The sequence below is a fragment of the Veillonella parvula genome (assembly GCF_002005185.1).
Lineage (GTDB): Bacteria > Bacillota > Negativicutes > Veillonellales > Veillonellaceae > Veillonella > Veillonella parvula_M.
Genome location: NZ_CP019721.1, coordinates 1,578,833 through 1,602,303, shown reverse-complemented (window position 1 = coordinate 1,602,303; position 23,471 = coordinate 1,578,833). Strand labels below are relative to the sequence as shown.

The following is a 23,471-nucleotide window of genomic DNA, read 5'->3' as shown; positions in this document are numbered from 1 at the left end:
AAAAGTCTCTCATGCACTCATGAGAGACCCTCCCATCTAACGACATTTGTCATAGGAATTAGCACCTTTTCCGCTTGGAATGGTTGCTGTAGCTTCACAGGGCCTATCCCTCCACTACTCTTGATGAGTTACAAAAATATTATAGTGTATTTACAGTGAGAAAGCAAGTCATTATTATACCTCTCTTGCCTCTTTTAAAGCTAAATCATGTTCTGCCTTATGAAGGGCACTTTCAAACTGACGATACATATGATGACGGCCCAGAATATCCAAGAAATCAGATTTATACATCTCTCTACGTATATTGTAACTCACATCACTAAGCAAAACTTCTATGCCTCTTTTTTGAAGTTCTTCAATAATACCTCGTAAAATACGTAAACCCGTTAAATCTACAAATGGTACTTTTACAAAACGAATGATTAAATATTTAGGATCTTTATGTATAGAGTTTAACGCTCTATCAAATGCACTTATAGCACCAAAGAATAATGGGCCATCTACAGTGTATACCATTATTTCTGGATGGATTGTAATCTCATGCCTAATCTGAGCTGATAATTCGGCACTACTTGCTTCATGCACATCAATTGTATTAACCATTTTGCGCATAAACTGCAACACTGCAAGTACTACACCTACATTTACAGCTACTACTAAATCCGTAAAAATAGTCAGGAAAAAGGTAAGCAATAATATTATTTGATCTGGACGAGGTGCGAGAATAAGCATTCGTATAAAACGTGGTACATCACTCATATTGTAGGCTACTACAAATAATATGGCTGCCATAGATGCCAACGGAATATACACTGCATATGGGGCTAAAAATAAAAGAATGGCACCTAATGTAATGGCATGAACAATACCTGCCATCGGAGAATTACCACCTTGTCGAATATTTGTGGCAGTTCGCGCAATAGCACCGGTTGATGCAATTCCACCAAACAATGGCGCAAATATATTAGCTAATCCTTGTCCAAATAATTCAGTATTAGATTCATGCTTGGTTCCACTCATACCATCAGCAACAACTGCAGACAATAAGGATTCAATAGCGCCTAGCATGGCAATTGTAAAAGCCGGCCCGATTAAGGATAAGATTTTATCAAAACTCAATTTTGGTACAGAAAATTCTGGCAAACCTTGAGGTATGCCACCAAATGCACTACCAATGGTTAAAACCGTAGGAAATTGGTAGATGGCTTGAATAACCGTAGCAACAACCATAGCTACAATAGGAGCTGGAACTTTATTGATATATGGGATTTTAGGTGAAACTAACAGTAGACTTAAGCTTAAGAGCGCAATACCCAATGTAGGTAAGTCAGAGTATGGTAAGGACTGAATCATAGCCCATAATTTTTCATGGAAATGAGCCATATACGGCAACTGCGGAAAGCCAAAGAAATATGGCCATTGCCCCACCCAAATTGTAACACCAATACCTGCAGTAAAGCCCATGATAACAGGTGCTGGTATAAACCGAATCACCGTTCCTAACTTTGCAACACTCATTAAAACCAGAATAACTCCTGCCATCATGGTCGCAATTTGTAAACCTTCAAAGCCATAATTGACAACGATACTGCTCAATAGAACGATAAATGCCCCTGTAGGGCCCGCAATCTGAACAGGGGAGCCACCAAACAAGGATACAAATATACCTGCAATGATTGACGTATAAATGCCCGCTTGCGGTGTAACTCCACTAGCAATAGCAAAGGCCATTGCTAGAGGCAGAGCCACAACCCCTACGACCAATCCGGCGATAATATTATTAATCCATTTTCCCTTTCCTAAGGAGCCCTCTAAATACGCTTTTTGTATAGCAAACATATAACAAAAACACACCCTTCTTAAAAGAACACACACAAGAATTAATTTATGTTAGCTATGTTTGTTTGCTACTAAGTCAATAACTTCTCTAAGGATATGTCGAGCAAGGTCAGATTTTTTCATATTAGGCATTTCTTTAGGCTCTTTATCAGGATATAAAAAATAGCCTTCATTCGTATCTACATTAAAACCTGCATTCGATTTGCTTACATCATTGGCCACAAGCATATCTAGATTTTTTTTAGCCACTTTATCCTGACCATACTTGATTACATGTTCTGTTTCTGCCGCAAAACCAACAAGAATTTGATGACTTTTTTTAGAGCCCAATCCTTGTAAAATATCTGGATTTTTTACAAGTTCTATGGTCATAGACTCCATTTTTTTTATTTTTTGCTCTGCTTTATGAAGGACTCTAAAGTCAGAAACAGCGGCAGCCATAATAACTACATTAACATCATTATAACGAGCTTCAACAGCCTCCTGCATAGATACCGCAGAATCTACAGAAATAAAGTCTACGCCACTTGGTATAGGCAAGGATGTGGGAGCACTTACTAATATCACCTTAGCCCCCATGTGTGCAGCCTGTTCTGCAATGGCATATCCCATCTTACCGCTAGAACGATTTCCAATATACCGAACAGGATCAATACTCTCCTGTGTTCCGCCAGCTGTAACAAGTATAGTAGTACCTTCAAGCTCATTGGTACTGCACATTTTAGCTTCTAGCCAATCCACAATTGCTTCGGGCTCCGGTAAACGTCCTACACCAGTAATACCACAAGCTAACCAGCCTTCTGCAGGGTCCATAATATGGTACCCCAAAGAACGTAATCCTTCTAAATTGCGTTGAGTAATAGGATTATTATACATTTCTGTATTCATAGCAGGACAAAGGTACTTAGGTGCTGTGGTAGCCATAATTGTTGTAGTTAACATATCATCAGCAATGCCTGCATAAATTTTTCCGATCACATTTGCTGTTGCAGGCACAACTACATATGCATCTGCCCAAGTGGCCAGTGCAATATGTTCTACATCCCACTGATGAACTTGTTCAAACATGTCTAGAGCTACAGAATGTCCACTGATTTCGCCAAATGTTAAAGGTGACGCAATATACGTTGCATTTTGTGTCATTACAACCTTTACTTCAGCCCCTTTTTTACGAAGTCTGCTTACCACTTCAATTGCCTTATACGCTGCAATACCTGCAGATACTGCGACAATGATATGTTTTCCGCGCATGTTCTTCTCCTTTTAAAAATTCCTTGTATCAATGATACAAGGAATTGATTTTTTATTTAATGCCTTCTTTAGTGCGTTTATATGTCACTTCACCTTCAGCAATTTCATAAAATGCCAAAGATACAGGCTTGTCAGTCGCATGTGTAGATTCTGCTAAGCAAGGTTCGCCATCTGTTAATTCGCGAGCGCGTTTAGCCGCTAAAGTCACCAATGTATATTTGCTATCTACTTGGCTTTCCAATTTTTTTAATGGAGGTTTTACCATCATACTATCACTTCTCCTTAGACTCTTGATATTGTTTATAAATATATTGAATTTGCTCTTTATTACGACTAATCTTACAAGACTCAGCTCGCAAGATAGAGGCAACCTTTTCAGAAGCCTCTGCTAAATCATCATTTACGACGATATAGTCATAACGATGAGCTAAGGCCAATTCTGAACAAGCCAATGACAATCGTTTATCAATGACTTCTTTAGCATCTGTGCCACGATTATGTAAACGTTCAGATAACTCAGATAGTGAAGGCGGTACAATGTAAATAAATACAGCATCGCTAAAACGTTCCTTAACCTGCATAGCGCCTTGAATATCGATTTCTAATAGTACACTTTTTCCATCATCTAATAAATCCATTACATGTTGTTTTGGAGTACCATAGTAATTATCATATACCTTAGCATATTCTAAGAATGCGTCTTCACTAAGTAAAGACTCAAATTCCTCTTTAGAGCGGAAGAAATAGTTAATTCCTTCCTTTTCACCCACACGTGGAGCACGGGTTGTCATAGAAACGGAATAAACTAAATTAGGCATTTCTTTACGAATATTCGCACAAATCGTACCCTTACCTGCGCCAGATGGCCCGGATATAACGATTAATAATCCTCTGTCTGACATATGCACTCCTATGATTCCACTGTATCTACATCCACATCATGTTGCACAAGTCGATGTGCTACGGTTTCAGGTTGAATTGCAGATAATACAATTTGACCACTATCCATAACTAATACAGCACGTGTCTTACGACCATATGTGGCATCAATGAGCAATCCCTTGTCTCTAGCATCTTGAACCATCCGCTTTATAGGGGCGGATTCAGGACTAATAATAGCCATAACACGGTTAGCAGATACCATATTACCAAAGCCTATATTCAGTAATTGAATACTCATTCATAGACCTCCTATTACTCTACATTCTGTACTTGTTCTCTAATTTTCTCTAACTCACATTTAAGTTGAACCACAAGCTCAGTAATAATCGAATCCATTGCTTTGGATCCGATTGTATTTACCTCACGATTCATTTCTTGCAAAATAAAATCGACCTTACGACCGATTGAGTTTGTATCTGCAAGTGTATTTCTTAATTGTACCACATGAGAGGTAAATCGGACAATCTCTTCCGTAATATCCGTCTTATCAGCTAATAGAGCAATCTCTTGTATAAAACGATCCTCACTAATACTCGCTTCTAAAGAAACTAAATATTCCTGAATTTTAGTTTTTATGTGTTCGCGATATGCTTCTACAGCACCAGATTTATTAGTGTCAATTTTAGTAATGATCTTTTCAAGTGTATCGATACGATCTAATAAATCCTGCTTGATATGTTGACCTTCCGCAGTTCGCATTGCTATTAAAGCATCTAATGCTTGAGTCGTAGCTTCTTTCACAATATCTAATAGAACATCTTCTGCAATTGGTGTATCTTGTTGTTGAACCCATTCGGTAGAAATCGAATTTACAGCTTGTAAAGGTACCTTTTTTGAATCATCATAGAATTCTTCTTGTACCAACAACTCTTGTATTTGTTTTCTCAATACACTATTAATAGTAAAAGTTTTAGGTCGCTCCCCTGCATCTAAAATAGAAACTGATACCTCAACCTTACCACGAGTAATACGATCTTGTATCATTCCACGAATAGTACTTTCAAAAGGATTCATTTGTTTTGGACTACGAATAAACAGATCCAAGAAGCGAGCGTTTACGGACTTAATTTCTACCGTACAGGTAATGCCATCTTTGGTTGCTGTGCCAGAACCAAAACCGGTCATACTTTTCATAAATCATCCTCCTTAGTAGTTTTTATTATTGTACCACGAATTACACAATCCGTGTTTAAATACTAAGAATTATATGTACACTATGGTATACTAAACTATACTTCTAAATATATTTGAAAGGAGTACTATGAATTTAGACGGACTTACCATGTCTGTACTCGCTAAAGAATTAAACGAGCGACTACAAACAGGTCAAATACAAAAACTATATCAAATAGATAAAACTACATTATTATTTAAAGTTCGAGCACTTAACGAAGACCAAAACTTAATTATTACCGTAGGTGCCACACCAGCAATGTATCTTAGCCAACCACTTCAAGATCTACCAAAAGAACCAAGCTCACTTTGCATGTTCTTACGAAAGCATATTGAAGGTAGCCGCATCGTAAAGGTGGAACAAATCAACGGTGACCGTATCATGTGTATCCAAACGGATAAACTAGAAATGGACGGTTCTATTACGAGTACATATATTTATATTGAATTAATGGGCAAATATTCCAACTGTATCTTCGTACAAGACGGTATTATTTTAGAATCCTTAATTCACGTCTCCCCTCTCATGAACCGTGAACGTATTATTAGTCCAAAAATACAGTATGATTTACCACCTAATGCTAATCGCGTAAGTTTAATGGACTTTGATAATAATGAAATAAAAAATCTACTTACTTCCTTTGGTAATGGCTCTGTGCAGCAATCTATTCGAGCTATCTTTAACGGTTTTGGTAAACCTTTATTGGATGAGCTTTTATATATTTCCAAATTAAGTGGTGAAGAAATCATAACTGATTTAGATACTTCTCAACTAGATACACTTGCTAAAGCCTTGTACGACCTCAAGGTAAAACTCGAAAATAGCAAAGGTTTGTTTACTTTAGTCAACGATAACAATAAAAAAGCTTACGCAAGTATTTTATTACATAACTATAAGGTATTAAAAGAATACAACACTATTTCTGAAGCCTTAGAGGAATCCATTCATAATACAAAAGCAATTCATACAGCTGATAAAGAGTTAGAAAAAATCTTAACAGCAGCCATCAAAAAGGAAGAAGGTCGCCATCAAAAGATTAAAGATGAATTAGAAGATACTAAGAAAATGGAAACCTATAAATTATATGGTGATCTTCTAATGATAAATGCACACCTTCAAGTGCAATATGAGCCTTCTATTGAATTACAAAATCTGCTCTCTGAAGAAAATGAAATGTTAACGATTCCTTTAAAGCCAAACTTAACGATTGTGGAAAATGCACAATGGTATTATAAGCTTTATACAAAACTAAAAAATCGTATGGTTAGTGGCGAGTTCCAACTCAATGCTAGTACTACAAAACTAGCATACTTACAATCTATTCTGTACAGCATCTCTTTAGCCACAACTCGTGAAAGCTTAGAAGAAATACGCAAAGAATGCATGGATGCAGGTATCATAAAAAAATCAAAAAAACCACTATCTTACAAGCTTGGCAAATCTAACTACATTCACTTAACAATTGATGAAGGTGAAATATTCATCGGTCGTAACAATCAACAAAACGAATATTTAACACACCGATTTGCAAAGCCAACTGACATTTGGTTCCATACACAGGATATCCAAGGTTCGCACCTTATTTTAAGACTCAATGTTGAGCCAGACGATATGATTCTATCTAAAGTAGCTCAATATGCAGCCTACTTCAGTAAAGCTCGTGATACTAGTAAGGTCCCAGTAGATTATACATACATTAAAAATATCAAAAAGCCACCTGGATCTCCTTTGGGATTTGTTATTTTTAATACCCATCAAACTATGATTGTGGAGCCTAAAAAGCCAGAAAACTATAATGAATGATAAAAAGCGAAGGTATCCCTTCGCTTTTATTTTTGGTTTATTATTTCGCTCACATTATTTTTTACATATTTATCTGAAAATTGATATTACTTATCTTAAATTTTCTATGGAATTTAAAATATAAAAAAAGAGGCTAGATATAATATGATATCTAGCCTTTGTTTAAACTATTGGTTTTCTTCTGTACGTTGTTCAGTTTGTTTCAAACTTTCACGATTTTGACGCAAACTTTCCAATGTTTTTTCCAAGTTGTTTTCAACATATTTAAGAACATCACCAGCATATTGAATAGAACTAGCTTTCAACTCATCAGAGGATTGATTTGCTGCATTAATAATTTGATTCGCTTGTTCTTGAGCTTGTTTTACAAGTTCACTTTCAGCTGTCAATTTAGCAATGTAGTCTTTAGCTTGATCGATCAAAGTTTCAGCCTGACGTTGAGCATCAGCTAACACTTTATCTTTATCTGCTACAATACGACGAGATTCTTCAAGTTCCAAAGGTAAGGATTCCTGAATAGAATCAATAATACGCATAATTTCGTCTTCCTCAACCATACGTTTTGTAGTCATAGGAATACGGCTGCTAGATTCAATAAGAACCTCTAAATCTTCTAATAATTTTTCTGTTTTCATACAATTCACCCCTATTTATTATGGACCGTATTAAAGCGTTCTTCAAGTTTTTCCTTAACATCATCCGGAACAAGACCATCTAGCTTACCACCAAATTTAGCTAGTTCACGAATACCCGTGGAGCTGACAAAAGAGTATTTGTTATTTGTCATAATAAATACTGTTTCAATGTCATCATCCAAATATTTTGCAAATAATGCGCGCTGAAATTCATATTCAAAGTCGCTCAATGCACGTAATCCTCGAATAATAATAGTAGCATTCTTGGATTTAACATACTCATTGAGTAAGCCACCTGTACAATCAATTTCAACATTAGGAATATGTTTGACAGAATTTCGAATCATCTCAACCCGTTCTTCCATAGAAAATAAGGAATTTTTATTCGGATTTGAGCTGACAGCAATGATTAATTTATCAACCAATCGGCTGCCCCGTTCAAAAATATCAACATGTCCATTAGTAACTGGGTCAAAACTACCCGGACATACACCTATACGCACAGGTTTAGCTCCTTTCAGCTGTCTTTACAAAATAGGAAACCAACGTATAACCAAATTTCTGTTCTTTTATACATTCCCATGATTCTGGTAAGGTAAAAACCTCATCCTTATGATGTTCTAATAATAAAACACCTTCAGGTTTTAACAAATCATAGTTCACAACCAAATCTATAGTATCTTGTATAAATCCATTTTCATATGGCGGGTCAGAAAATATATAATCGAACTGTCGCCCTACTATATAATTTTTTAATTGTGAAAGTTTCCTCGGAATAATTTCTAACCGATCATCCACACGACAATGTTTAGCATTCTCTAAAATTAGTTTTCCCGTTTTAAAGTCCACTGCTACTGCATGTGCTGCACCACGACTTAAGGCTTCAATTGCTACTGCACCAGTGCCAGAAAATATATCTAGTATATCAGAACCAAATATACCTCTATTTGCTAATACATTAAATACACTTTCACGAACACGATCAAGTGTAGGTCTAGTATCTAATCCTTTAGGTGCTTTTATAGCATGTCCCTTAGCAGTTCCGCCAATAATTCGCATACAACCCTCACAAGATTATACTCATTAATTATAGTATATAAATAACCAAATTAAAAGTATCTTTTATTTATGATACTTCAATTTTAATATCACGCCCCATCAACTCAGCTAATGCTATGGATGGAGATTTTTTTTCGTATAAAACCTCATATAAAGCCTTCGTTATAGGCATTTCAATTTGATGTTTACAAGCCATTGTATAAATAATTTCTGTTGCGAAAAATCCTTCTACAACCATATTAGTATGATTAACAATAAAATCCATAGTCTTACCCTCGGCTAGTTTTTGACCAGCCGCACGGTTACGACCATGTGGGCTCATACAAGTAGCAATCAAATCCCCCATACCAGCAAGACCAGCATAGGTTTCTTTTTGGGCCCCTAAGGCCACCCCAAAGCGAGTCATCTCATGAAGACCACGTGTTAATAGTAAAGCCTTACAATTATCCCCTAAAGCTAAACCATCTGCAATACCAGCTGCAAGGGCAATGATGTTTTTCGTGGCTCCTGCTAGTTCAACACCAATCATATCAGTATTTGCATAAATTCTAAAATTTTGACTACATAATGCCTTTTGCAATGTTGTAGCTACCTCTAGGCTTTCAGTACTCAGCACAGATGCAGCAGGTAAGTTGCGACCAACCTCTTCTGCATGATTAGGTCCAGACAAAACCGCTAAATTACACCCTATGGTAGCAAGAACCTCTTTCATCACAGTCGTCAAAAGTTTGCCACTGGTTCGTTCTACACCTTTTGAACATAGAATATAGGCTTGATTTTTATGAGCATACGGTTTAATAGCCTCTAAACTGGTACGTACATGTACAGAAGGAGTAACCATTAATACCACTTCGGCATTACTAATACAGGCCTCTAAATCAGAACTATATTGTAATTCTTCTGGAAGTTTTACACCTGGTAAATAGTCTTTATTCTCTAAGTCTTTTGCAAGTTTATCTGCAAATTCTGGACGACGACAATATATAGTTGTAGTATTTCCAGCTAAAACGGATTTAATAGCAAGGGCCGTCCCCCAACTACCAGAGCCGATAACAACAACATTCATTCTTTAATCCTTTTTAATGCGCTCTACTTTTAACTCATTTCCAGCAAGTAGACGCTTAATATTATCCCAGTGACGTACAATGACAAACAAAGCTGCTAATCCGCCAAAGCCAACAAACCAGAAGGATTCTCCAGTGAAATACATCAGTACTGGTACTAATGCAGCGGCAATGATAGAGCCTAAAGATACAAGTTTAGTGAAGTATACGATAACACCCCATACCAAAAAGCAAATCAATGCTACTATTGGTGAAAGAGCAATAAGTACACCTAAACCCGTAGCAACGCCACGACCACCTTTAAAGCCCAGAAAAACAGACCAGTTATGCCCCATCATTCCAAGAATACCACCTAAGATCATAAACATAGGCCCATAGGGTGAGAGTAGCACTACTCCTACTGCCCCTTTTAAAGCATCACATAGAAATACAGGTAAGGCTGCTTTAAGACCTATAACACGATATGTATTAGTAGCGCCAATATTTTTAGAGCCATATTGCCGTACATCTGTATTAAAGAAAAACTTACCTATAATTAATCCACTAGGAATCGAACCGATAAGATATGATAATACAGCATATACAATAATCATAATATCCATTAGTCTTCATCATCCCGTTTCTTGCCACGTAATACTAAACGAATCGGTGTTCCTTCAAAACCAAAGGATTCACGCAATCGATTCTCTAAGAAACGCATATAAGAGAAGTGAATTAGCTCTGGTTCATTTACAAATAAAATGAATGTAGGCGGTTTAACACTAGCTTGCGTCATATAATAGATTTTTGGAATTCTACCATTGCGAGACGGCACAGGATTTACGGTTTGTGCATCTTGTAATAATTGATTTAACGTCCCTGTAGATACACGACGGTATTGTTGTTCAGATACGAACTTCAACATATCAGCTAAACGATGAATACGTTGCTTAGTTAAAGCAGAAGCAAACAGGATAGGTGCAAACTGCAAGAAACCTAATTCATCATAAATATCTTCAGTAAAACGCAATGTTGTTTTGTCATCTTTTTCAACAAGATCCCATTTATTTACAACAATCACTACACCCTTGCCAGCTTCGTAAGCGTAACCTGCAATTTTTTTATCTTGTTCTGTAACACCATCTTGAGCATCTAGTACAAGGACTACAATATCAGCACGATCTACTGATCGCAAAGAACGAACAATACTATATCGTTCAACGGCTTCTTCGATTTTAGACTTACGACGCATACCTGCTGTATCAATAAGTACAAACTTTTGATTCTCATGAGTCCAATACGTATCAATAGAGTCTCGAGTAGTACCTGCTACATCAGATACAATTACACGATCTTGTCCTAACAATGCGTTAGTCAAAGAAGATTTACCCACATTTGGACGACCTATAATAGCAACATGAATAGTATCTTCATCATCTACATTAGTACCTACTGGAGGAAAATGTTTTACAGTATCATCCAATAGATCACCTAAATTCATAAGATTTTTAGCGGAAATACCAATGGGGTCCCCCAAACCAAGATTGTAAAATTCATAAATATTCGGTTCTTGATTTACACTATCAATCTTATTAACTACGAGTACAACAGGTTTTCCACTAGCTCTAAGAATATTTGCGACCTCTTCATCAGCAGGTACAATACCTTGTTTACCATCAACGACAAATAGAATTACATCTGCTTCTTCAATTGCTAATTCCGCTTGTAGTCGCATCATCTTAGGAATAACATGACTATTGTCAGTAATGAACTCGATACCACCAGTATCGATCATTGTAAACTCACGATTTAACCACTCTGCATCGAAGTAAATACGGTCCCTTGTCACACCAGGAATATCTTCAACGATAGAGATACGTTTATTAACAATGGCATTAAAAAGTGTAGATTTACCTACGTTTGGACGGCCTACAACAGCCACTAATGGTTTTGCCATAGTTTCACCTCATTATCTAATCTAATACATTACTATATTTTATCATATACTAAGTAAAGTACGCAAAAAGGCTAACCAAGGAAACCTTGGCTAGCCTTATATTAGACAATGAATTATTCAGCGTCTTCTGCAGTTTCTTTTGATTCCATCAATTCAGTCAAAGCCAAACCCAATTTCTTTTCATCTTTGTTAAGAGAAATGATTTTAACTTCAACTTCTTGACCACGATTCAAGTAATCTTCAACTTTCGCATTACGTTGTTTTGTAATTTGAGAAATGTGAAGTAAACCTTGGATGTCGTCATTAACAGCTACGAATGCACCGTAAGCTACTAAACGAACAACTTTGCCTTTAATAACATCGCCAACATGCAATGTTTCTTCAGCAACGTCCCATGGGCTCTTAGATAAAGCTTTTAAGGACAAGGATAATTTATTGCTTTCAGCGTCGAAAGATTGTAATTTAACTTCGATTTCTTGGCCAACGGAAAGAACATCTTCCACTTTTTTGATTTTTTGCCAAGAAATATCGGAAATGTGAAGTAAACCTTCAATACCGCCGATATCTACGAATGCACCATAAGGCATAATTTTACGAACGATACCTTTATAGTTTTCGCCAACGTTGATATTTTTCAATGCTTCAGCTAATTTAGCTTGACGTTCCACTTCCAATACTGCACGACGAGAAAGAACCAAACGGTTTTTCTTTTCATCGATTTCAAGTACTTTAGCTTCAAATTCTGTACCAACCAAGTTGTCCAAGGATTTCACGAAATGAACATCACCTTGGGACAATGGAATGAAACCACGAAGAGATTTAACTGTTACTACTAAACCTGCTGGGATAGCATCAATACCTTTACATACGATAGCTTCATCTTTTTCTTGTGCTTCGATAACATATTGCCAATCTTCATCTTTAGCCAAGCGAGTCATGGAAAGATAAATAGGATTATCTTCTTTGATGTGATTCATGATAACTGCTTTAATTTCATCACCATTTTTTAACACATCTTTGGCAGATTCTGGTGCTGGATAAGAAATTTCAGTTCTGTTCAAAATGGCTTCAGTTTTGTAGCCAAAAGATACATAAGCTCGTTCATCTTCGACTTGAACTACTGTACCTTCTACAACGTTCCCTTTCTTAAATTCTTCTTGACCTTCGGCTGCTAATAATTCTGCAAAATCTTTCATTGTCTCAATGACCTCCTTAATAATCCAGTCGGGAGTCGATGCTCCTGCTGTTACTCCTACCGTCTGTACTCGGTTAAACCATTCCAGTTGTAATTCAGTAGAAGTTTCAATGTGATACGTTGTACATCCAACGTCACGACAAACCTCTGCCAATCGGTTTGTGTTGCCGCTGTTTTTACCGCCTATCACTATCATAAGATCTACATTACGTGCTAAATCAACGGCAGAATTCTGTCGTTCTTGCGTTGCATTGCATATCGTTTTGAAAACCTTAAGATTCTTAGATTTTTTCTCTAATATGTCTATTATACTGTTAAATTTGAATTGTGAAAAGGTTGTTTGTACAACAACGCCCATTTTTTCCACAACTTGTAGTTTTTGAGCGGATTCTTCATCTTCGATGATTATTCCTTCGTTATTTGCCCATAAATTAATGCTTTTGACCTCAGGATGGTTTTTTTCTCCCAAAATCACCAAAGTCATACCTTCATCTATAACAGACTTTGCATCTTGCTGTGCCTTTTTTACATGTGGACATGTGGCATCCACAACATGTAATCCTTTTTCTTCTGCCTCTTCATAAATAGCAGGTCCTACACCATGAGAGCGAATAATCATTGTGCCTTCAGCGATATCAGACACTTCTTGAACAGGGCTTACCCCTTTATCTTCAAGACGACCTACAACTTGAGGATTGTGAATAATAGGTCCTAATGTATAGCTTTTACCATCGCTATTTGCAGCTTCATTTGCCATTTCGACAGCCCGTTTTACACCATAGCAAAAACCATGGTTTTCAGCCAAAATTATTTCCATAAAGTCTCCTCTATACAATTGTTATGATAAGAATCTATCATTCGTTGGATTTCACTTTTAACACTATCATTTACTTTTTGAATTGCTTCTGGAGTCGCTTTAGCTTTTTCAACTGGGATTGGTTTACCAATAATACAAGCCACTTTATTACGTTCCATATTGTGAGAGCCAATGATAGCAACAGGCACTATGCTAACACCTGTTCTAAGAGCAATTGATGCTGCACCATCATGGAATCTACCAAGTTTACCACTTTTTTGACGGTTTCCTTCTGCAAATATGCCTAAAACCTTATTGTCTTTAAGTAGTCCCATGGCATGACGAATAGCAACTTTATCAATAGCACCGCGATTTAACGGAAATGCACCAAGCCATGTACAAAAAAAACGTGAAATGGGATTCACAAATAATTCTTGTTTAGCCATAAAGTGTACATGTCTAGGCAAAGCATAGCCGCAGATAGGGGGATCGTTATTACTTAAATGATTAGGCACCACGATAACAGGCCCTTCCATTGGAAAATTATCGCGACCATATACTTTCAACCCATACCCTACCTTATAGCGAAGCCAAAAAGCGGTACGCCATAACCAGGTAGAAAATTTATTCATGATTGATTGTCTCCTGTACTAAATTCAATATATATGCCACAGTTTCATCGAAATTCATATTACTAGAGTCTACAACTACTGCATCTTCAACGCATACAAGTGGAGACTCTTCACGATTTTTATCCATTTCATCACGACTAACAACATTCTTTTTAATTTCATCTAGTGTTTGCTCGTTTGATGTACCTTGTACTTCTAACCATCTACGTTTTGCACGCGCATCTACAGAAGCGGTTAAATAAATTTTTAGCTCTGCATTAGGTAATACGACAGAACCGATATCACGTCCATCTAATATAACTCCCCCAACGGCGGCCATCTCTTGTTGGCGTTCTACCAAATATTGTCGAACCCCTTTATAAGAAGCTATAGTCGATACATTATCATTAATTTGCTGCTGGCGAATTAATGATGTAACATCTTTCCCTTTAATATAGACCTTGCATGCTGTTGCAGTAGGCTCTAAAGTCAAATTTAAAGAAGGTAATAAAGCTTCTACAGCAGCTTGATCCTTAACATCGATTTGACTATCAAGAACTGCCCATGTAACACCGCGATACATGGAACCTGTATCGATATATAAATACCCTAATTCATTGGCCACTACTTTAGAAATGCTACTTTTACCAGCCCCAGCAGGACCATCAATAGCAATGGCAATTTTTTTAGTGTTCATAATAACCTCTATTCTTTATCACCGTGTACGGCATGCATAGCCGCCACATAGCCTGTGGAAAAGGCAGCTTGTAAATTATAGCCTCCTGTAAAAGCATCTATGTCTAGTACTTCACCAGCACCATATAAACCACCAATCAATTTAGACTCCATAGTTTTAGGATTAAATTCTTTTAATGAAATACCACCTGCTGTAACAATAGCTTCCGCTACAGGTCGTAATTCCTTAACAGTTACTGTCATATGTTGCAATACATGGCATAAGCGCAAACGCTCTTCCTTTGTAATTTGATTAATTGGTTTAGCCGGATTTAACTCAGCAAGCTTTATAACAATGGGAATAAGATTAACAGGTAGTAAATCCTTCATCCCATTAGACAATTGTTTTTTAGAGTATAAATCAAAATCCTTTTGCAAGCGCTTATCCAATACTTCTGCAGTTAAAGCAGGTTTAAGATTAATTTCAATGGTAACTTGAGGATTTTTCTTACGAAGCAACTTACCTACCGTGTGACTTAATGATAAAATTGTAGGCCCCGTAAGACCAAAATGAGTAAACATCATTTCCCCAAATTGTTTTGCTTGTACCTTACTTTTAGAAATTACGGAAACCTCAACATTACGAAGACTAAGCCCCATAATTTCCTTTACCCACGTTTCGTTTGTAACGATAGGAACCAAGGATGGACGAATATCAGTAATAGTATGTCCCACTTTTTCGGCTAAAACGTAACCATCACCAGTAGAGCCTGTCAATGGATAAGATGCACCACCAGTACAAATAATAGCAGCATCACAAGCATATTGTTCCTTATCCGTTGTAACACCAACTACACGATTTTCCTGTACAGTAATCGATGTAACAGGTTCATTTAAATGAACTTGAACATTATACTTTTTTAGGATTTTCATAAAGATATTGCGAACTTCTAATGCAGAATCGGATTCAGGAAACACTCGTCCCCCACGTTCTACTTTAGTTTTTAACCCCCAGCTATGCAAAAGGTCCAGAAGATCTTCATTACTAAAGCGTTCATAAGCACCGTACAAGAACTTACCATTACCAGGCGTATTTTTTATAAATTCGGTCATATCTGCACTATTCGTAATATTACAGCGACCTTTACCGGTAATGCCCATTTTCTTGCCAACCATATTCATTTTTTCCAATAAGATGACGCGTGCTCCTTCACGGCCTGCTATAACAGCTGCCATTAGACCTGCCGCACCACCGCCAATGACTATGATTTGCTTCATGCCTTATCTGTCCCCAATGCTTTTAGCGCTTTTACTTCACGAATTGTTAGTTGACGAGAAGCGCCTCGTTTCACACCACCTAAAGTAAGACCAGCATACGCAATACGTTTTAAATTATGAATACGATAGCCAAAGTGTTCAAACATACGACGAACTTGACGATTACGACCTTCATGAATTGTAATTTCTACTTCATGTACACCATTATGATCATCAAAACCTAAATCTACAATTGTTGCAGGTGCAGTTATACCATCTTCAAGCTCTACACCATTTGCAATAATTTGTAAATCATCATCGCGAACACGACCTTTGATACGAACTTCATAAGTCTTTTCAATGCCTTTAGATGGATGTGTTAGATTTTGTGCCAACTCTCCATCATTCGTAAGCAGTAACAAACCTTCTGTATATAAATCGAGACGACCAATAGGGTAAATTCTTTTCGTTTCATTTTTTATATAATCTAAAACCGTTTCTCGACCTTGAGGGTCAGACACAGATGTAATGACACCCTTTGGTTTATTTAACAAATAATATACTGGTTTCTCTTGAGCCAATAATTGGCCATTAACCTTAACCTTATCTTTTTGTGGATTAATTTTGACCCCTAATTCGGTTACCTTGCGACCATTGACCTGTACTTTACCTTCTGTAATTAGTTCTTCTGCCTTACGCCGTGATGCAATACCACAACTGGCAATATATTTTTGTAATCGTTCCATGCTATCCTTCTGTTTCCGAAACTTCTTGATGTAAGGCTTCTATCGATTCTACACCAGCACTTCTCAAAAATTCATCAGTCGTGCCATATAGAATCGGTCTACCTACAGTATCCTTATGACCTAATTCAGCTATAAGAGATCGAGTTAATAATTGTTTTATAATTTTATCGCTATTTACACCGCGCACCTCTTCGATTTCAGCCTTTGTAATAGGCTGCTTATAGGCGATAACAGCTAATGTTTCCATAGCCGCATTAGATAATTTATCTTCTCTTTTACGAATATGCCCAACATAATCAGCACATTCAACAGCGCTTACTAATTCAACACCAGCTCCAGATATACGTATTCGAATACCTCGATTCTGTTCTTCTAGTTCTCGTTGTAATTCTTCTATATATTTTTGTGTCGCCTCTGTGGAAAGCCCAAACACTTCTGCTAACATATCTATCGATATAGGCTTTGCCGATGAAAACAAAACGGCTTCTAAATGCATCGTTGGTAAGCTCATATGGCCCCCTTTCTACACGGCCCTCTCTAAGGTAGCAGTGAATATAATATCATCATCTTCATAGCGCATTTCAATAACTTGTTGTTTTAATAATTCTAAAACAGCCATAAAGATAGTTACCATACCACTTTTCGTATCAATTGCTACTAATAACTCCCTAAAATATAGACATTCGCCACGATGTATACGACTAGACAAGGATATAATCATGTCCTCTAAACTATACGTATCCTTTTCAACCTTTACCTCACGAATTGTCTCTTCTTCTGGTAACTCTTTAGCCCGTTTTATAGTTTGATAAAAAATTTGATATAACTGTGAAAGTTCCAAATTATATACACTATCTAATCCAAGCACACTCGTTTCTTCAGGACGACTAAATATATTCGCAGATACAGCGGTACGCTCCATTAATAGAGATGTAATATCCTTAATTTTCTTAAATTCTACTAATTTTGCTACCAACTCGTCACGTGGATCCTCTGCTTCATCAGGCTCAGGTTCAGCCTTAGGTAATAACATGCGTGATTTAATCTGTAATAAGGTAGATGCCATAACAAGAAATTCACTACTATAATGAATATCAAAATGGTTCCAATTGTCTAGATATGCCAAGTATTGACTCGTTATTTCAACGATAGGAATATCGGTAATTTCTATTTTATGTTTTTCAATGAGATGCAAGAGCAGATCAAGGGGACCTTCAAAAACGTCCAACTTGTAGTTATAATCTCCCATAAAACCCAATCCTCAGAAAAAATGTTTTTAACTATATAATTATAAAGCATTTATAGTAGTACTTTCAAATAATTGTTTTTTTTACACTCATCTGCTATCTTTATTATTGTAATTATTTTATATTAAAAAAAGATACGTTATTGTGTATTCCTTTTAGAGAGGATTTATTATGTCATCGAGTGTGAGGCAAATTGGGCGAAATCCAATTTTTCGCTTTGGTATTATAGGTATTGTTTTATATATCATCTTATTTTTAATTTATGAGCCCATAACCTTAGGGCTTGATGTAGAGGATATTACGATTTTAGCTGTACCAACAATTGTAGGTACCTTTTTATTTCAATATTTTATGGGGTGTACCGTTTTCCACAGGCCTTTTTTAGGGTATGGCCTAGTCGGAATCTTATGGGCACTTACCTTTCCTCTTTTATTCCATTGGTCCTATGTGAAGCCATTATACTTCTATGAATTTGCTAATGATTTTTTATTTGGCTTATTAATTTTCATGGGATTATCAGGCATTCAGTTTTTACTGAACCAAACAAATCGCTTCCATAAAACAACATCCTTAATCATGGCTATCATTTCCATGATCTTGAGCTTAATACCATTCTTACAAATTGGCTATTACATGACTACTTGGCATTGCTTAACGCCAGCCAGTCTGCTAGCCGTATATATGACCAATCCAGAAGAAGCATTTGGTTTTTTAAAGAATGCAGCTGGAATACCTGGTCTTATAGCAATAAGTATTGGTCTTATCTTATGGACTTATTTATTGTACTGGTCTAACTTAGGGATGAAAGCAGTAGTAAACTTAAATACTACACGCCCTATGCGCTCAGCTATGCTTATCGCATCCCTTGTAGCTTTTTTAGTATATGTACCATTCTTCTTGTTCCCACAAACCTGTATTGTGGCGAACTGGATTGCTGCAGGCGATTATGTAAAACAAATGCAACAATATAATGATAATCACCACTTAGTATTTGATTCCTTTAATTTAGACACAAAGGAAACAGCGGTGAACAAAACACCTGGTACTATTATTCTAGTCATTGGAGAATCTAGTTCTCGAGATTATATGAAAGTATATAATCCAAACTTCCCATATGACGATACTCCATGGCAAGGCAATATGCGTTCGGACAATAAAGACTTTGTCTTCTTTGATAATGCCTATTCATCCTACGTACAAACAGTACCAACCTTGGAGCGTGCACTATCTGAACGAAATCAATATGATGATAAACCATTTCTTGATTCAGCCAATATCTTAGATATTGCTAAAAAAGCGGGATACACGACTTCTTGGTTTAGCAATCAAGGTGTATTCGGTGAATATGATACAGCTATTTCATTAATGGCTAAGACTGCAGACACAACAAAATGGGCCCATGAATCTTATGCATTCTCAGATCGATATGATGAAGCTCTATTGCCATTATTAGAAACTGTAGATCCTACCAAAAACAACTTTATCGTTATACATATTATGGGTAGTCATATTTATTACAATGACCGTTACCCTCATGAATTTAGCAAGTGGAAACAAGGTCCGTATCCTGATGGTCAAGAAGCATATGCTAACAGCCAATTATACACAGACTGGTTATTACAACAAATTTACAATTATGGCAAAGACAAATTAAACTTACAAGCCATGGTGTATTTCTCCGATCACGGTGAAAGTTTAGACAAATCGCATAACCCTGATACATTTGATTTTGTTATGACACATATTCCATTCTGGGTATACCTATCTCCACAATATCGCTCAACCTATCCACAGACTGCTGAGGTACTTGCAAAACACGAGCATCAATTCTTTACTAATGATTTGCTATACGATACATTAGTTGGTCTCATGCATGCTCCAAGTCAACGATATGATGCAACACGAGATTTTAGTAATGCTCAATATCGATTTAATCTACATAACTTAACTACATTACTTGGTGAACAACCATTAGCAAATGATCCTGTTAATGCAAACAAGTAGTCTTTAATTAATATTGTAGCCATTATTTTTCTATTATATTGAGTTATTTTACCAGTAAAATAACTTGATATAATCAAAAAGAGATGAGTTAAACTCATCTCTTTTTTTCTGCAAGTAAAAGCTCTATATCATTTTCAGTATAAATTGTTATATTCTTTTCAAGTAGAGCCTCTACAGTACATCCATGGCCATTTTTCATTGTTCTAGTAAAAGTTCCATCATAAATGCGCTTATATCCACAGCTAGGACTTTTCGCCTTCATCAAAGCTTGCTTGCAACCATATTTTAGTGCAATATCAACTGTTAATTGAGCACCTCTTACAAACTCATCGGTAACATCAGCTCCATTAACAGTACATATACGTTCACCCTGCCGCTCCGCAGGATCACGAGGCGTACTAAGTCCCCCTAACACTTCCGGACATACAGGTACTAATTCATAATATTCCTTTAGAGCCTCTATCGTTTCTATATAATTATCTTTGCCATCATATCGACAAGGTACACCAAATAGGCATTCACTAATTAATAACTTAGGTTTCTTATTCATAGATTTATCTATCTCTTATATATTTATACGTAACTTATAGTAATAATTTTCACAAATCGTTTTAATTGTATATAAGAAAAAAAGACTAACCCAAAGTTAGTCTTAATTGGTGCCGAGGACCGGAATCGAACCGGTACGGTTGTTTCCAACCGACGGATTTTAAGTCCGTTGCGTCTGCCTGTTCCGCCACCCCGGCATGGGTAACGATTGTGGAGGCGGCACCCAGAATCGAACTGGGGAATAAAGGTTTTGCAGACCTCTGCCTTACCGCTTGGCTATGCCGCCATATAAAATTGGAGCGGGAAACGAGATTCGAACTCGCGACCCCCGCCTTGGCAAGGCGGTGCTCTACCGCTGAGCTATTCCCGCATATAAATGGTGCCTCAGGACAGAATCGAACTGTCGACACACGGATTTTCAGTCCGTTGCTCTACCAACTGAGCTACCGAGGCATAAATGGCGACCCCGATCAGATTTGAACTGACGATCTTCGCCGTGACAGGGCGACATGTTAACCGCTACACCACGGGGCCGTAACCAAAGTACTTGCTTAGTATATCGGTTATCAGGACTTTTGTCAACACTATACTACAATATTTTTAATAAATTCTTCCTCATTTTTTAATATGGTAGATTCCCTATGTCCTGGCTCAACAATCAAATCCTTGGACAAGGTTAAAAGATATTTCAAACTCTTAATCAAATCAGCTGGATCACTTTTATAATTATCTGTATTTCCCACATTTTGCTTAAATAAGGTATCACCAGTAAATAGATAACCTTCAATTTCTAAACAAACCGATCCCGCACTATGCCCAGGTGTATGATGAACTAATATATCAAAAGGATCTAAATTTAATTGCCCCTCTACTAAATCATTACAGTGTGTATACATTTTTTTCTTATATACACTTGGTCTCCGTCGAATTAACTGTAACAACTCTTGATCTAAAGGATGTAAATAAGCGGGAATATTATAATGTATACACACTTCATCCAAGGCTGACACATGATCACAATGACCATGTGTCAATAAAACTGCTATGGGCTCAGAATCTGCAACCATATCAATAATGTGGTTACAATGAAAGCCCGGATCAATGATTATAGATTTTCCCTCTTTGATAAGCACATAACAATTTGCTTTATAAAGCCCTAGAGGACGTTTTATAACTTCCATATAGTTCCCGCCCTTCTATAGAATACGATATCGTTTAGGAACCTCTTTTTTAATAAAATACCCTTCCCAAAACTGAGGGTGAAGCATAACTAAAATCGTAAATAACTCCAAACGACCTAGTAACATGTCTACAATAGCAATACATTTAGCAGTATCCGGCATAACACTAAAGGAGTCAGTAGGACCAAAGCCACCAAACCCTAGTCCTACATTGCTAAGAAAGGCCGTAACCACTTGCATAGAATCATATGTATTAAGACCAGTACAAGTCATTAGAAAAACAGATACCACATAAATCATTAAATATAAAAATAAAAATTGATGTGTCATCTGGATCCATTTAGTAGGCATCGGTTTGCCATTAATACGTACTACTTGAACCATATCAGGATGAATTGATTTTCGCAGATAAATTATAGAACTCTTAATCAAAATAATAAGTCGTATAATTTTTACACCGCCCGTTGTAGAACCACTACAGCCACCAAAAAATGTACAAATAAATAACATCATCTGTGCTGCAGCAGGCCACAAATCATAATCACTAATAGCAAAACCACTACCAGTTTGAAGCGAAACTAAATTAAAGGCAGCATTTCTAACAATCTCTAAAGGACTAGAATAGCTAGATTGTAATGCTAGAGATATTGATACAATGGCAATACCAATAAACACTACAAGCCAGTACATACGTGTTTCAAAATCATTAATTAAAACGCGAATTCCTTTTTGAAGTGCATTGTAATACACAGAGAAATTGCCACCAGCAAGAAACATAAAGAATATAAATACGAAACAAATATAATTACTTTGTTCATAAATAAAAGCCCCTGCTGATGTCGGTGCAAATCCACCCGTGGCAATAATAGAAAAGGCATAATTTAACGCATCAAAAGGTTCAATACCGCCAGCCCACAGCATAAGAAAGCAAAGAGCAGTAAAGGCAATATACAACTGCCAAAGCTTGCTGGCCATTGATTGAATACGTGGCATTACAACGCCAGGCTTTGGTACAGATGCCTCTGCATTAAAGAAATGTGCTGCATCTGCTCCTAAATTCTTTAAAAATGATAAGATAAGGACGATGATCCCCATCCCTCCAACCCAGTGCATAAGACCACGCCACAATACAAATGTGTTTGGTAACGCATCAACACTATAAATAATAGTTGCACCAGTTGCAGTAATACCCGAAGTGGCTTCAAATAAAGCATCAAAAACATTAGTCAATATGCCACTCCCCAAAAAAGGTAAAGCCCCCAAAATAACCGTGAATATCCAAGTAGAGGATACAACTAAGAACCCATCACGAATACTAAAGCTTTGACTTTCACAACCGTAATAAGATAAAAGCGTCCCCAAAACTAAAGAAAGGCTTGTAGTTATAAGGAATGACCAATATGCAGTTTCAAATACAACACTGTATATAAAAGGGATTAAAGTAAAAACCCCAAATATATAGAGTAGTCGACCCACTAAGGACATAACGATTTGAATTCGCATAGCC

24 protein-coding genes, 5 tRNA genes and 1 riboswitch are annotated in these 23,471 nt (G+C 36.7%); of the genes, 2 read left to right on the top strand and 27 right to left on the bottom strand.

What is annotated here, in order from left to right; all coding sequences use genetic code 11:
- Window positions 1-29: 29 nt before the first annotated feature.
- Window positions 30-130, bottom strand: a riboswitch (SAM riboswitch).
- A 44-nt stretch (window positions 131-174) separates the two neighbouring features.
- Genes B1A77_RS07410 through B1A77_RS07385 form a run of 6 tightly spaced genes read right to left on the bottom strand, consistent with a single transcriptional unit; the run spans window position 175 to window position 5,166 of the window.
- Window positions 175-1,839: a SulP family inorganic anion transporter gene (locus tag B1A77_RS07410; RefSeq protein ID WP_077708380.1), complete on the bottom strand. Its 1,665-nt coding sequence runs from the start codon at window positions 1,837-1,839 to the stop codon at window positions 175-177.
- Window positions 1,840-1,890: 51 nt separating this feature from the next.
- Window positions 1,891-3,090 carry a bifunctional phosphopantothenoylcysteine decarboxylase/phosphopantothenate--cysteine ligase CoaBC gene (gene coaBC / locus B1A77_RS07405; protein WP_077708379.1) on the bottom strand — a complete coding sequence of 400 codons (1,200 nt, stop codon included), beginning with the start codon at window positions 3,088-3,090 and terminating at the stop codon, window positions 1,891-1,893.
- A gap of 52 nt (window positions 3,091-3,142) precedes the next feature.
- The gene (rpoZ, locus tag B1A77_RS07400; protein WP_004695660.1) at window positions 3,143-3,358 is read right to left on the bottom strand and encodes a DNA-directed RNA polymerase subunit omega; all 216 of its coding nucleotides are present in this window, start codon (window positions 3,356-3,358) and stop codon (window positions 3,143-3,145) included.
- Between the two features lie 4 nt (window positions 3,359-3,362).
- Complete coding sequence (gene gmk, locus B1A77_RS07395; RefSeq protein ID WP_004695659.1) at window positions 3,363-3,992, bottom strand: guanylate kinase; 630 nt, start codon at window positions 3,990-3,992, stop codon at window positions 3,363-3,365.
- An 8-nt stretch (window positions 3,993-4,000) separates the two neighbouring features.
- Complete coding sequence (gene remA / locus B1A77_RS07390; RefSeq protein WP_004695657.1) at window positions 4,001-4,270, bottom strand: extracellular matrix/biofilm regulator RemA; 270 nt, start codon at window positions 4,268-4,270, stop codon at window positions 4,001-4,003.
- A 14-nt stretch (window positions 4,271-4,284) separates the two neighbouring features.
- Window positions 4,285-5,166 (bottom strand): YicC/YloC family endoribonuclease, encoded by an 882-nt coding sequence (locus B1A77_RS07385; RefSeq protein WP_008600822.1) that lies wholly within the window; start codon window positions 5,164-5,166, stop codon window positions 4,285-4,287.
- A 127-nt stretch (window positions 5,167-5,293) separates the two neighbouring features.
- Here B1A77_RS07385 and B1A77_RS07380 point away from each other — a divergent pair, with 127 nt between their 5' ends.
- Window positions 5,294-7,009, top strand: coding sequence for an Rqc2 family fibronectin-binding protein (locus B1A77_RS07380; RefSeq protein ID WP_077708378.1), 1,716 nt, complete (start codon window positions 5,294-5,296; stop codon window positions 7,007-7,009).
- A gap of 167 nt (window positions 7,010-7,176) precedes the next feature.
- On the opposite strand, the gene B1A77_RS07375 is transcribed toward B1A77_RS07380, so the two are convergent.
- The 13 genes from B1A77_RS07375 to B1A77_RS07315 all read right to left on the bottom strand — a co-directional run bounded on the left by B1A77_RS07375 (window position 7,177) and on the right by B1A77_RS07315 (window position 18,232).
- A complete protein-coding gene (locus B1A77_RS07375; RefSeq protein WP_004693228.1) occupies window positions 7,177-7,644 on the bottom strand; it encodes a hypothetical protein in 468 nt (155 codons plus the stop codon).
- A gap of 11 nt (window positions 7,645-7,655) precedes the next feature.
- Window positions 7,656-8,147 carry a pantetheine-phosphate adenylyltransferase gene (gene coaD, locus B1A77_RS07370; RefSeq protein ID WP_004693226.1) on the bottom strand — a complete coding sequence of 164 codons (492 nt, stop codon included), beginning with the start codon at window positions 8,145-8,147 and terminating at the stop codon, window positions 7,656-7,658.
- Between the two features lie 4 nt (window positions 8,148-8,151).
- Window positions 8,152-8,703, bottom strand: a complete 552-nt coding sequence (gene rsmD, locus B1A77_RS07365) for a 16S rRNA (guanine(966)-N(2))-methyltransferase RsmD (RefSeq protein ID WP_008713828.1) — start codon at window positions 8,701-8,703, stop codon at window positions 8,152-8,154.
- Between the two features lie 67 nt (window positions 8,704-8,770).
- Window positions 8,771-9,769 carry an NAD(P)H-dependent glycerol-3-phosphate dehydrogenase gene (locus tag B1A77_RS07360; protein WP_004693223.1) on the bottom strand — a complete coding sequence of 333 codons (999 nt, stop codon included), beginning with the start codon at window positions 9,767-9,769 and terminating at the stop codon, window positions 8,771-8,773.
- 3 nt (window positions 9,770-9,772) lie between these two features.
- On the bottom strand, window positions 9,773-10,369 hold the full coding sequence (gene plsY, locus B1A77_RS07355) for a glycerol-3-phosphate 1-O-acyltransferase PlsY (RefSeq protein ID WP_008713826.1): 597 nt from the start codon (window positions 10,367-10,369) through the stop codon (window positions 9,773-9,775).
- Window positions 10,369-11,703 (bottom strand): ribosome biogenesis GTPase Der, encoded by a 1,335-nt coding sequence (gene der / locus B1A77_RS07350; RefSeq protein ID WP_008600817.1) that lies wholly within the window; start codon window positions 11,701-11,703, stop codon window positions 10,369-10,371. Before der ends, plsY begins: the two co-directional genes overlap by 1 nt.
- Window positions 11,704-11,816: 113 nt before the next feature.
- Window positions 11,817-13,715, bottom strand: coding sequence for a bifunctional 4-hydroxy-3-methylbut-2-enyl diphosphate reductase/30S ribosomal protein S1 (locus B1A77_RS07345; protein WP_008600816.1), 1,899 nt, complete (start codon window positions 13,713-13,715; stop codon window positions 11,817-11,819).
- The gene (locus B1A77_RS07340) at window positions 13,706-14,326 is read right to left on the bottom strand and encodes a lysophospholipid acyltransferase family protein (RefSeq protein WP_008600814.1); all 621 of its coding nucleotides are present in this window, start codon (window positions 14,324-14,326) and stop codon (window positions 13,706-13,708) included. The genes B1A77_RS07345 and B1A77_RS07340 overlap by 10 nt, the downstream gene beginning before the upstream one ends.
- The gene (cmk, locus tag B1A77_RS07335) at window positions 14,319-15,002 is read right to left on the bottom strand and encodes a (d)CMP kinase (protein WP_004693214.1); all 684 of its coding nucleotides are present in this window, start codon (window positions 15,000-15,002) and stop codon (window positions 14,319-14,321) included. The genes B1A77_RS07340 and cmk overlap by 8 nt, the downstream gene beginning before the upstream one ends.
- A gap of 8 nt (window positions 15,003-15,010) precedes the next feature.
- A complete protein-coding gene (locus B1A77_RS07330) occupies window positions 15,011-16,258 on the bottom strand; it encodes a BaiN/RdsA family NAD(P)/FAD-dependent oxidoreductase (protein ID WP_024061799.1) in 1,248 nt (415 codons plus the stop codon).
- On the bottom strand, window positions 16,255-16,983 hold the full coding sequence (locus B1A77_RS07325) for a pseudouridine synthase (RefSeq protein ID WP_004693208.1): 729 nt from the start codon (window positions 16,981-16,983) through the stop codon (window positions 16,255-16,257). The genes B1A77_RS07330 and B1A77_RS07325 overlap by 4 nt, the downstream gene beginning before the upstream one ends.
- Before the next feature lies 1 nt (window position 16,984).
- A complete protein-coding gene (gene scpB, locus B1A77_RS07320) occupies window positions 16,985-17,494 on the bottom strand; it encodes an SMC-Scp complex subunit ScpB (protein ID WP_004693207.1) in 510 nt (169 codons plus the stop codon).
- 12 nt (window positions 17,495-17,506) lie between these two features.
- Complete coding sequence (locus B1A77_RS07315; RefSeq protein ID WP_077708377.1) at window positions 17,507-18,232, bottom strand: segregation and condensation protein A; 726 nt, start codon at window positions 18,230-18,232, stop codon at window positions 17,507-17,509.
- A 169-nt stretch (window positions 18,233-18,401) separates the two neighbouring features.
- Here B1A77_RS07315 and B1A77_RS07310 point away from each other — a divergent pair, with 169 nt between their 5' ends.
- Window positions 18,402-20,234, top strand: coding sequence for a phosphoethanolamine transferase (locus B1A77_RS07310; RefSeq protein WP_004693202.1), 1,833 nt, complete (start codon window positions 18,402-18,404; stop codon window positions 20,232-20,234).
- Window positions 20,235-20,328: 94 nt separating this feature from the next.
- On the opposite strand, the gene B1A77_RS07305 is transcribed toward B1A77_RS07310, so the two are convergent.
- The 8 genes from B1A77_RS07305 to B1A77_RS07270 form a co-directional block, all read right to left on the bottom strand.
- Window positions 20,329-20,784: a 2-thiouracil desulfurase family protein gene (locus B1A77_RS07305; RefSeq protein ID WP_004693200.1), complete on the bottom strand. Its 456-nt coding sequence runs from the start codon at window positions 20,782-20,784 to the stop codon at window positions 20,329-20,331.
- Between the two features lie 107 nt (window positions 20,785-20,891).
- Window positions 20,892-20,980 (bottom strand) — tRNA-Leu (locus B1A77_RS07300).
- A gap of 14 nt (window positions 20,981-20,994) precedes the next feature.
- Window positions 20,995-21,069 (bottom strand) — tRNA-Cys (locus B1A77_RS07295).
- Between the two features lie 9 nt (window positions 21,070-21,078).
- Window positions 21,079-21,153, bottom strand: a tRNA-Gly gene (locus B1A77_RS07290).
- A 7-nt stretch (window positions 21,154-21,160) separates the two neighbouring features.
- Window positions 21,161-21,236 (bottom strand) — tRNA-Phe (locus B1A77_RS07285).
- Between the two features lie 5 nt (window positions 21,237-21,241).
- Window positions 21,242-21,317, bottom strand: a tRNA-Asp gene (locus tag B1A77_RS07280).
- Between the two features lie 50 nt (window positions 21,318-21,367).
- Window positions 21,368-21,964 carry an MBL fold metallo-hydrolase gene (locus tag B1A77_RS07275; protein ID WP_060918837.1) on the bottom strand — a complete coding sequence of 199 codons (597 nt, stop codon included), beginning with the start codon at window positions 21,962-21,964 and terminating at the stop codon, window positions 21,368-21,370.
- Between the two features lie 15 nt (window positions 21,965-21,979).
- Window positions 21,980-23,467 (bottom strand): TrkH family potassium uptake protein, encoded by a 1,488-nt coding sequence (locus B1A77_RS07270; protein ID WP_060918836.1) that lies wholly within the window; start codon window positions 23,465-23,467, stop codon window positions 21,980-21,982.
- Window positions 23,468-23,471 lie beyond the last annotated feature (4 nt).

Excerpts from the sequence above, each read along its gene's own strand:
- cmk (WP_004693214.1), bottom strand. The coding sequence starts at position 15,002 with ATGAACACTAAAAAAATTGCCATTGCTATTGATGGTCCTGCTGGGGCT.
- B1A77_RS07385 (WP_008600822.1), bottom strand. The coding sequence starts at position 5,166 with ATGAAAAGTATGACCGGTTTTGGTTCTGGCACAGCAACCAAAGATGGC.
- B1A77_RS07340 (WP_008600814.1), bottom strand. The coding sequence starts at position 14,326 with ATGAATAAATTTTCTACCTGGTTATGGCGTACCGCTTTTTGGCTTCGC.
- B1A77_RS07330 (WP_024061799.1), bottom strand. The coding sequence starts at position 16,258 with ATGAAGCAAATCATAGTCATTGGCGGTGGTGCGGCAGGTCTAATGGCA.
- remA (WP_004695657.1), bottom strand. The coding sequence starts at position 4,270 with ATGAGTATTCAATTACTGAATATAGGCTTTGGTAATATGGTATCTGCT.
- B1A77_RS07315 (WP_077708377.1), bottom strand. The coding sequence starts at position 18,232 with ATGGGAGATTATAACTACAAGTTGGACGTTTTTGAAGGTCCCCTTGAT.
- scpB (WP_004693207.1), bottom strand. The coding sequence starts at position 17,494 with ATGAGCTTACCAACGATGCATTTAGAAGCCGTTTTGTTTTCATCGGCA.
- B1A77_RS07275 (WP_060918837.1), bottom strand. The coding sequence starts at position 21,964 with ATGGAAGTTATAAAACGTCCTCTAGGGCTTTATAAAGCAAATTGTTAT.
- B1A77_RS07325 (WP_004693208.1), bottom strand. The coding sequence starts at position 16,983 with ATGGAACGATTACAAAAATATATTGCCAGTTGTGGTATTGCATCACGG.
- B1A77_RS07270 (WP_060918836.1), bottom strand. The coding sequence starts at position 23,467 with ATGCGAATTCAAATCGTTATGTCCTTAGTGGGTCGACTACTCTATATA.
- B1A77_RS07375 (WP_004693228.1), bottom strand. The coding sequence starts at position 7,644 with ATGAAAACAGAAAAATTATTAGAAGATTTAGAGGTTCTTATTGAATCT.
- B1A77_RS07345 (WP_008600816.1), bottom strand. The coding sequence starts at position 13,715 with ATGGAAATAATTTTGGCTGAAAACCATGGTTTTTGCTATGGTGTAAAA.
- plsY (WP_008713826.1), bottom strand. The coding sequence starts at position 10,369 with ATGGATATTATGATTATTGTATATGCTGTATTATCATATCTTATCGGT.
- B1A77_RS07410 (WP_077708380.1), bottom strand. The coding sequence starts at position 1,839 with ATGTTTGCTATACAAAAAGCGTATTTAGAGGGCTCCTTAGGAAAGGGA.
- B1A77_RS07360 (WP_004693223.1), bottom strand. The coding sequence starts at position 9,769 with ATGAATGTTGTTGTTATCGGCTCTGGTAGTTGGGGGACGGCCCTTGCT.
- der (WP_008600817.1), bottom strand. The coding sequence starts at position 11,703 with ATGGCAAAACCATTAGTGGCTGTTGTAGGCCGTCCAAACGTAGGTAAA.
- rsmD (WP_008713828.1), bottom strand. The coding sequence starts at position 8,703 with ATGCGAATTATTGGCGGAACTGCTAAGGGACATGCTATAAAAGCACCT.
- gmk (WP_004695659.1), bottom strand. The coding sequence starts at position 3,992 with ATGTCAGACAGAGGATTATTAATCGTTATATCCGGGCCATCTGGCGCA.
- B1A77_RS07305 (WP_004693200.1), bottom strand. The coding sequence starts at position 20,784 with ATGAATAAGAAACCTAAGTTATTAATTAGTGAATGCCTATTTGGTGTA.
- coaBC (WP_077708379.1), bottom strand. The coding sequence starts at position 3,090 with ATGCGCGGAAAACATATCATTGTCGCAGTATCTGCAGGTATTGCAGCG.
- B1A77_RS07310 (WP_004693202.1), top strand. The coding sequence starts at position 18,402 with ATGTCATCGAGTGTGAGGCAAATTGGGCGAAATCCAATTTTTCGCTTT.
- rpoZ (WP_004695660.1), bottom strand. The coding sequence starts at position 3,358 with ATGATGGTAAAACCTCCATTAAAAAAATTGGAAAGCCAAGTAGATAGC.
- B1A77_RS07380 (WP_077708378.1), top strand. The coding sequence starts at position 5,294 with ATGAATTTAGACGGACTTACCATGTCTGTACTCGCTAAAGAATTAAAC.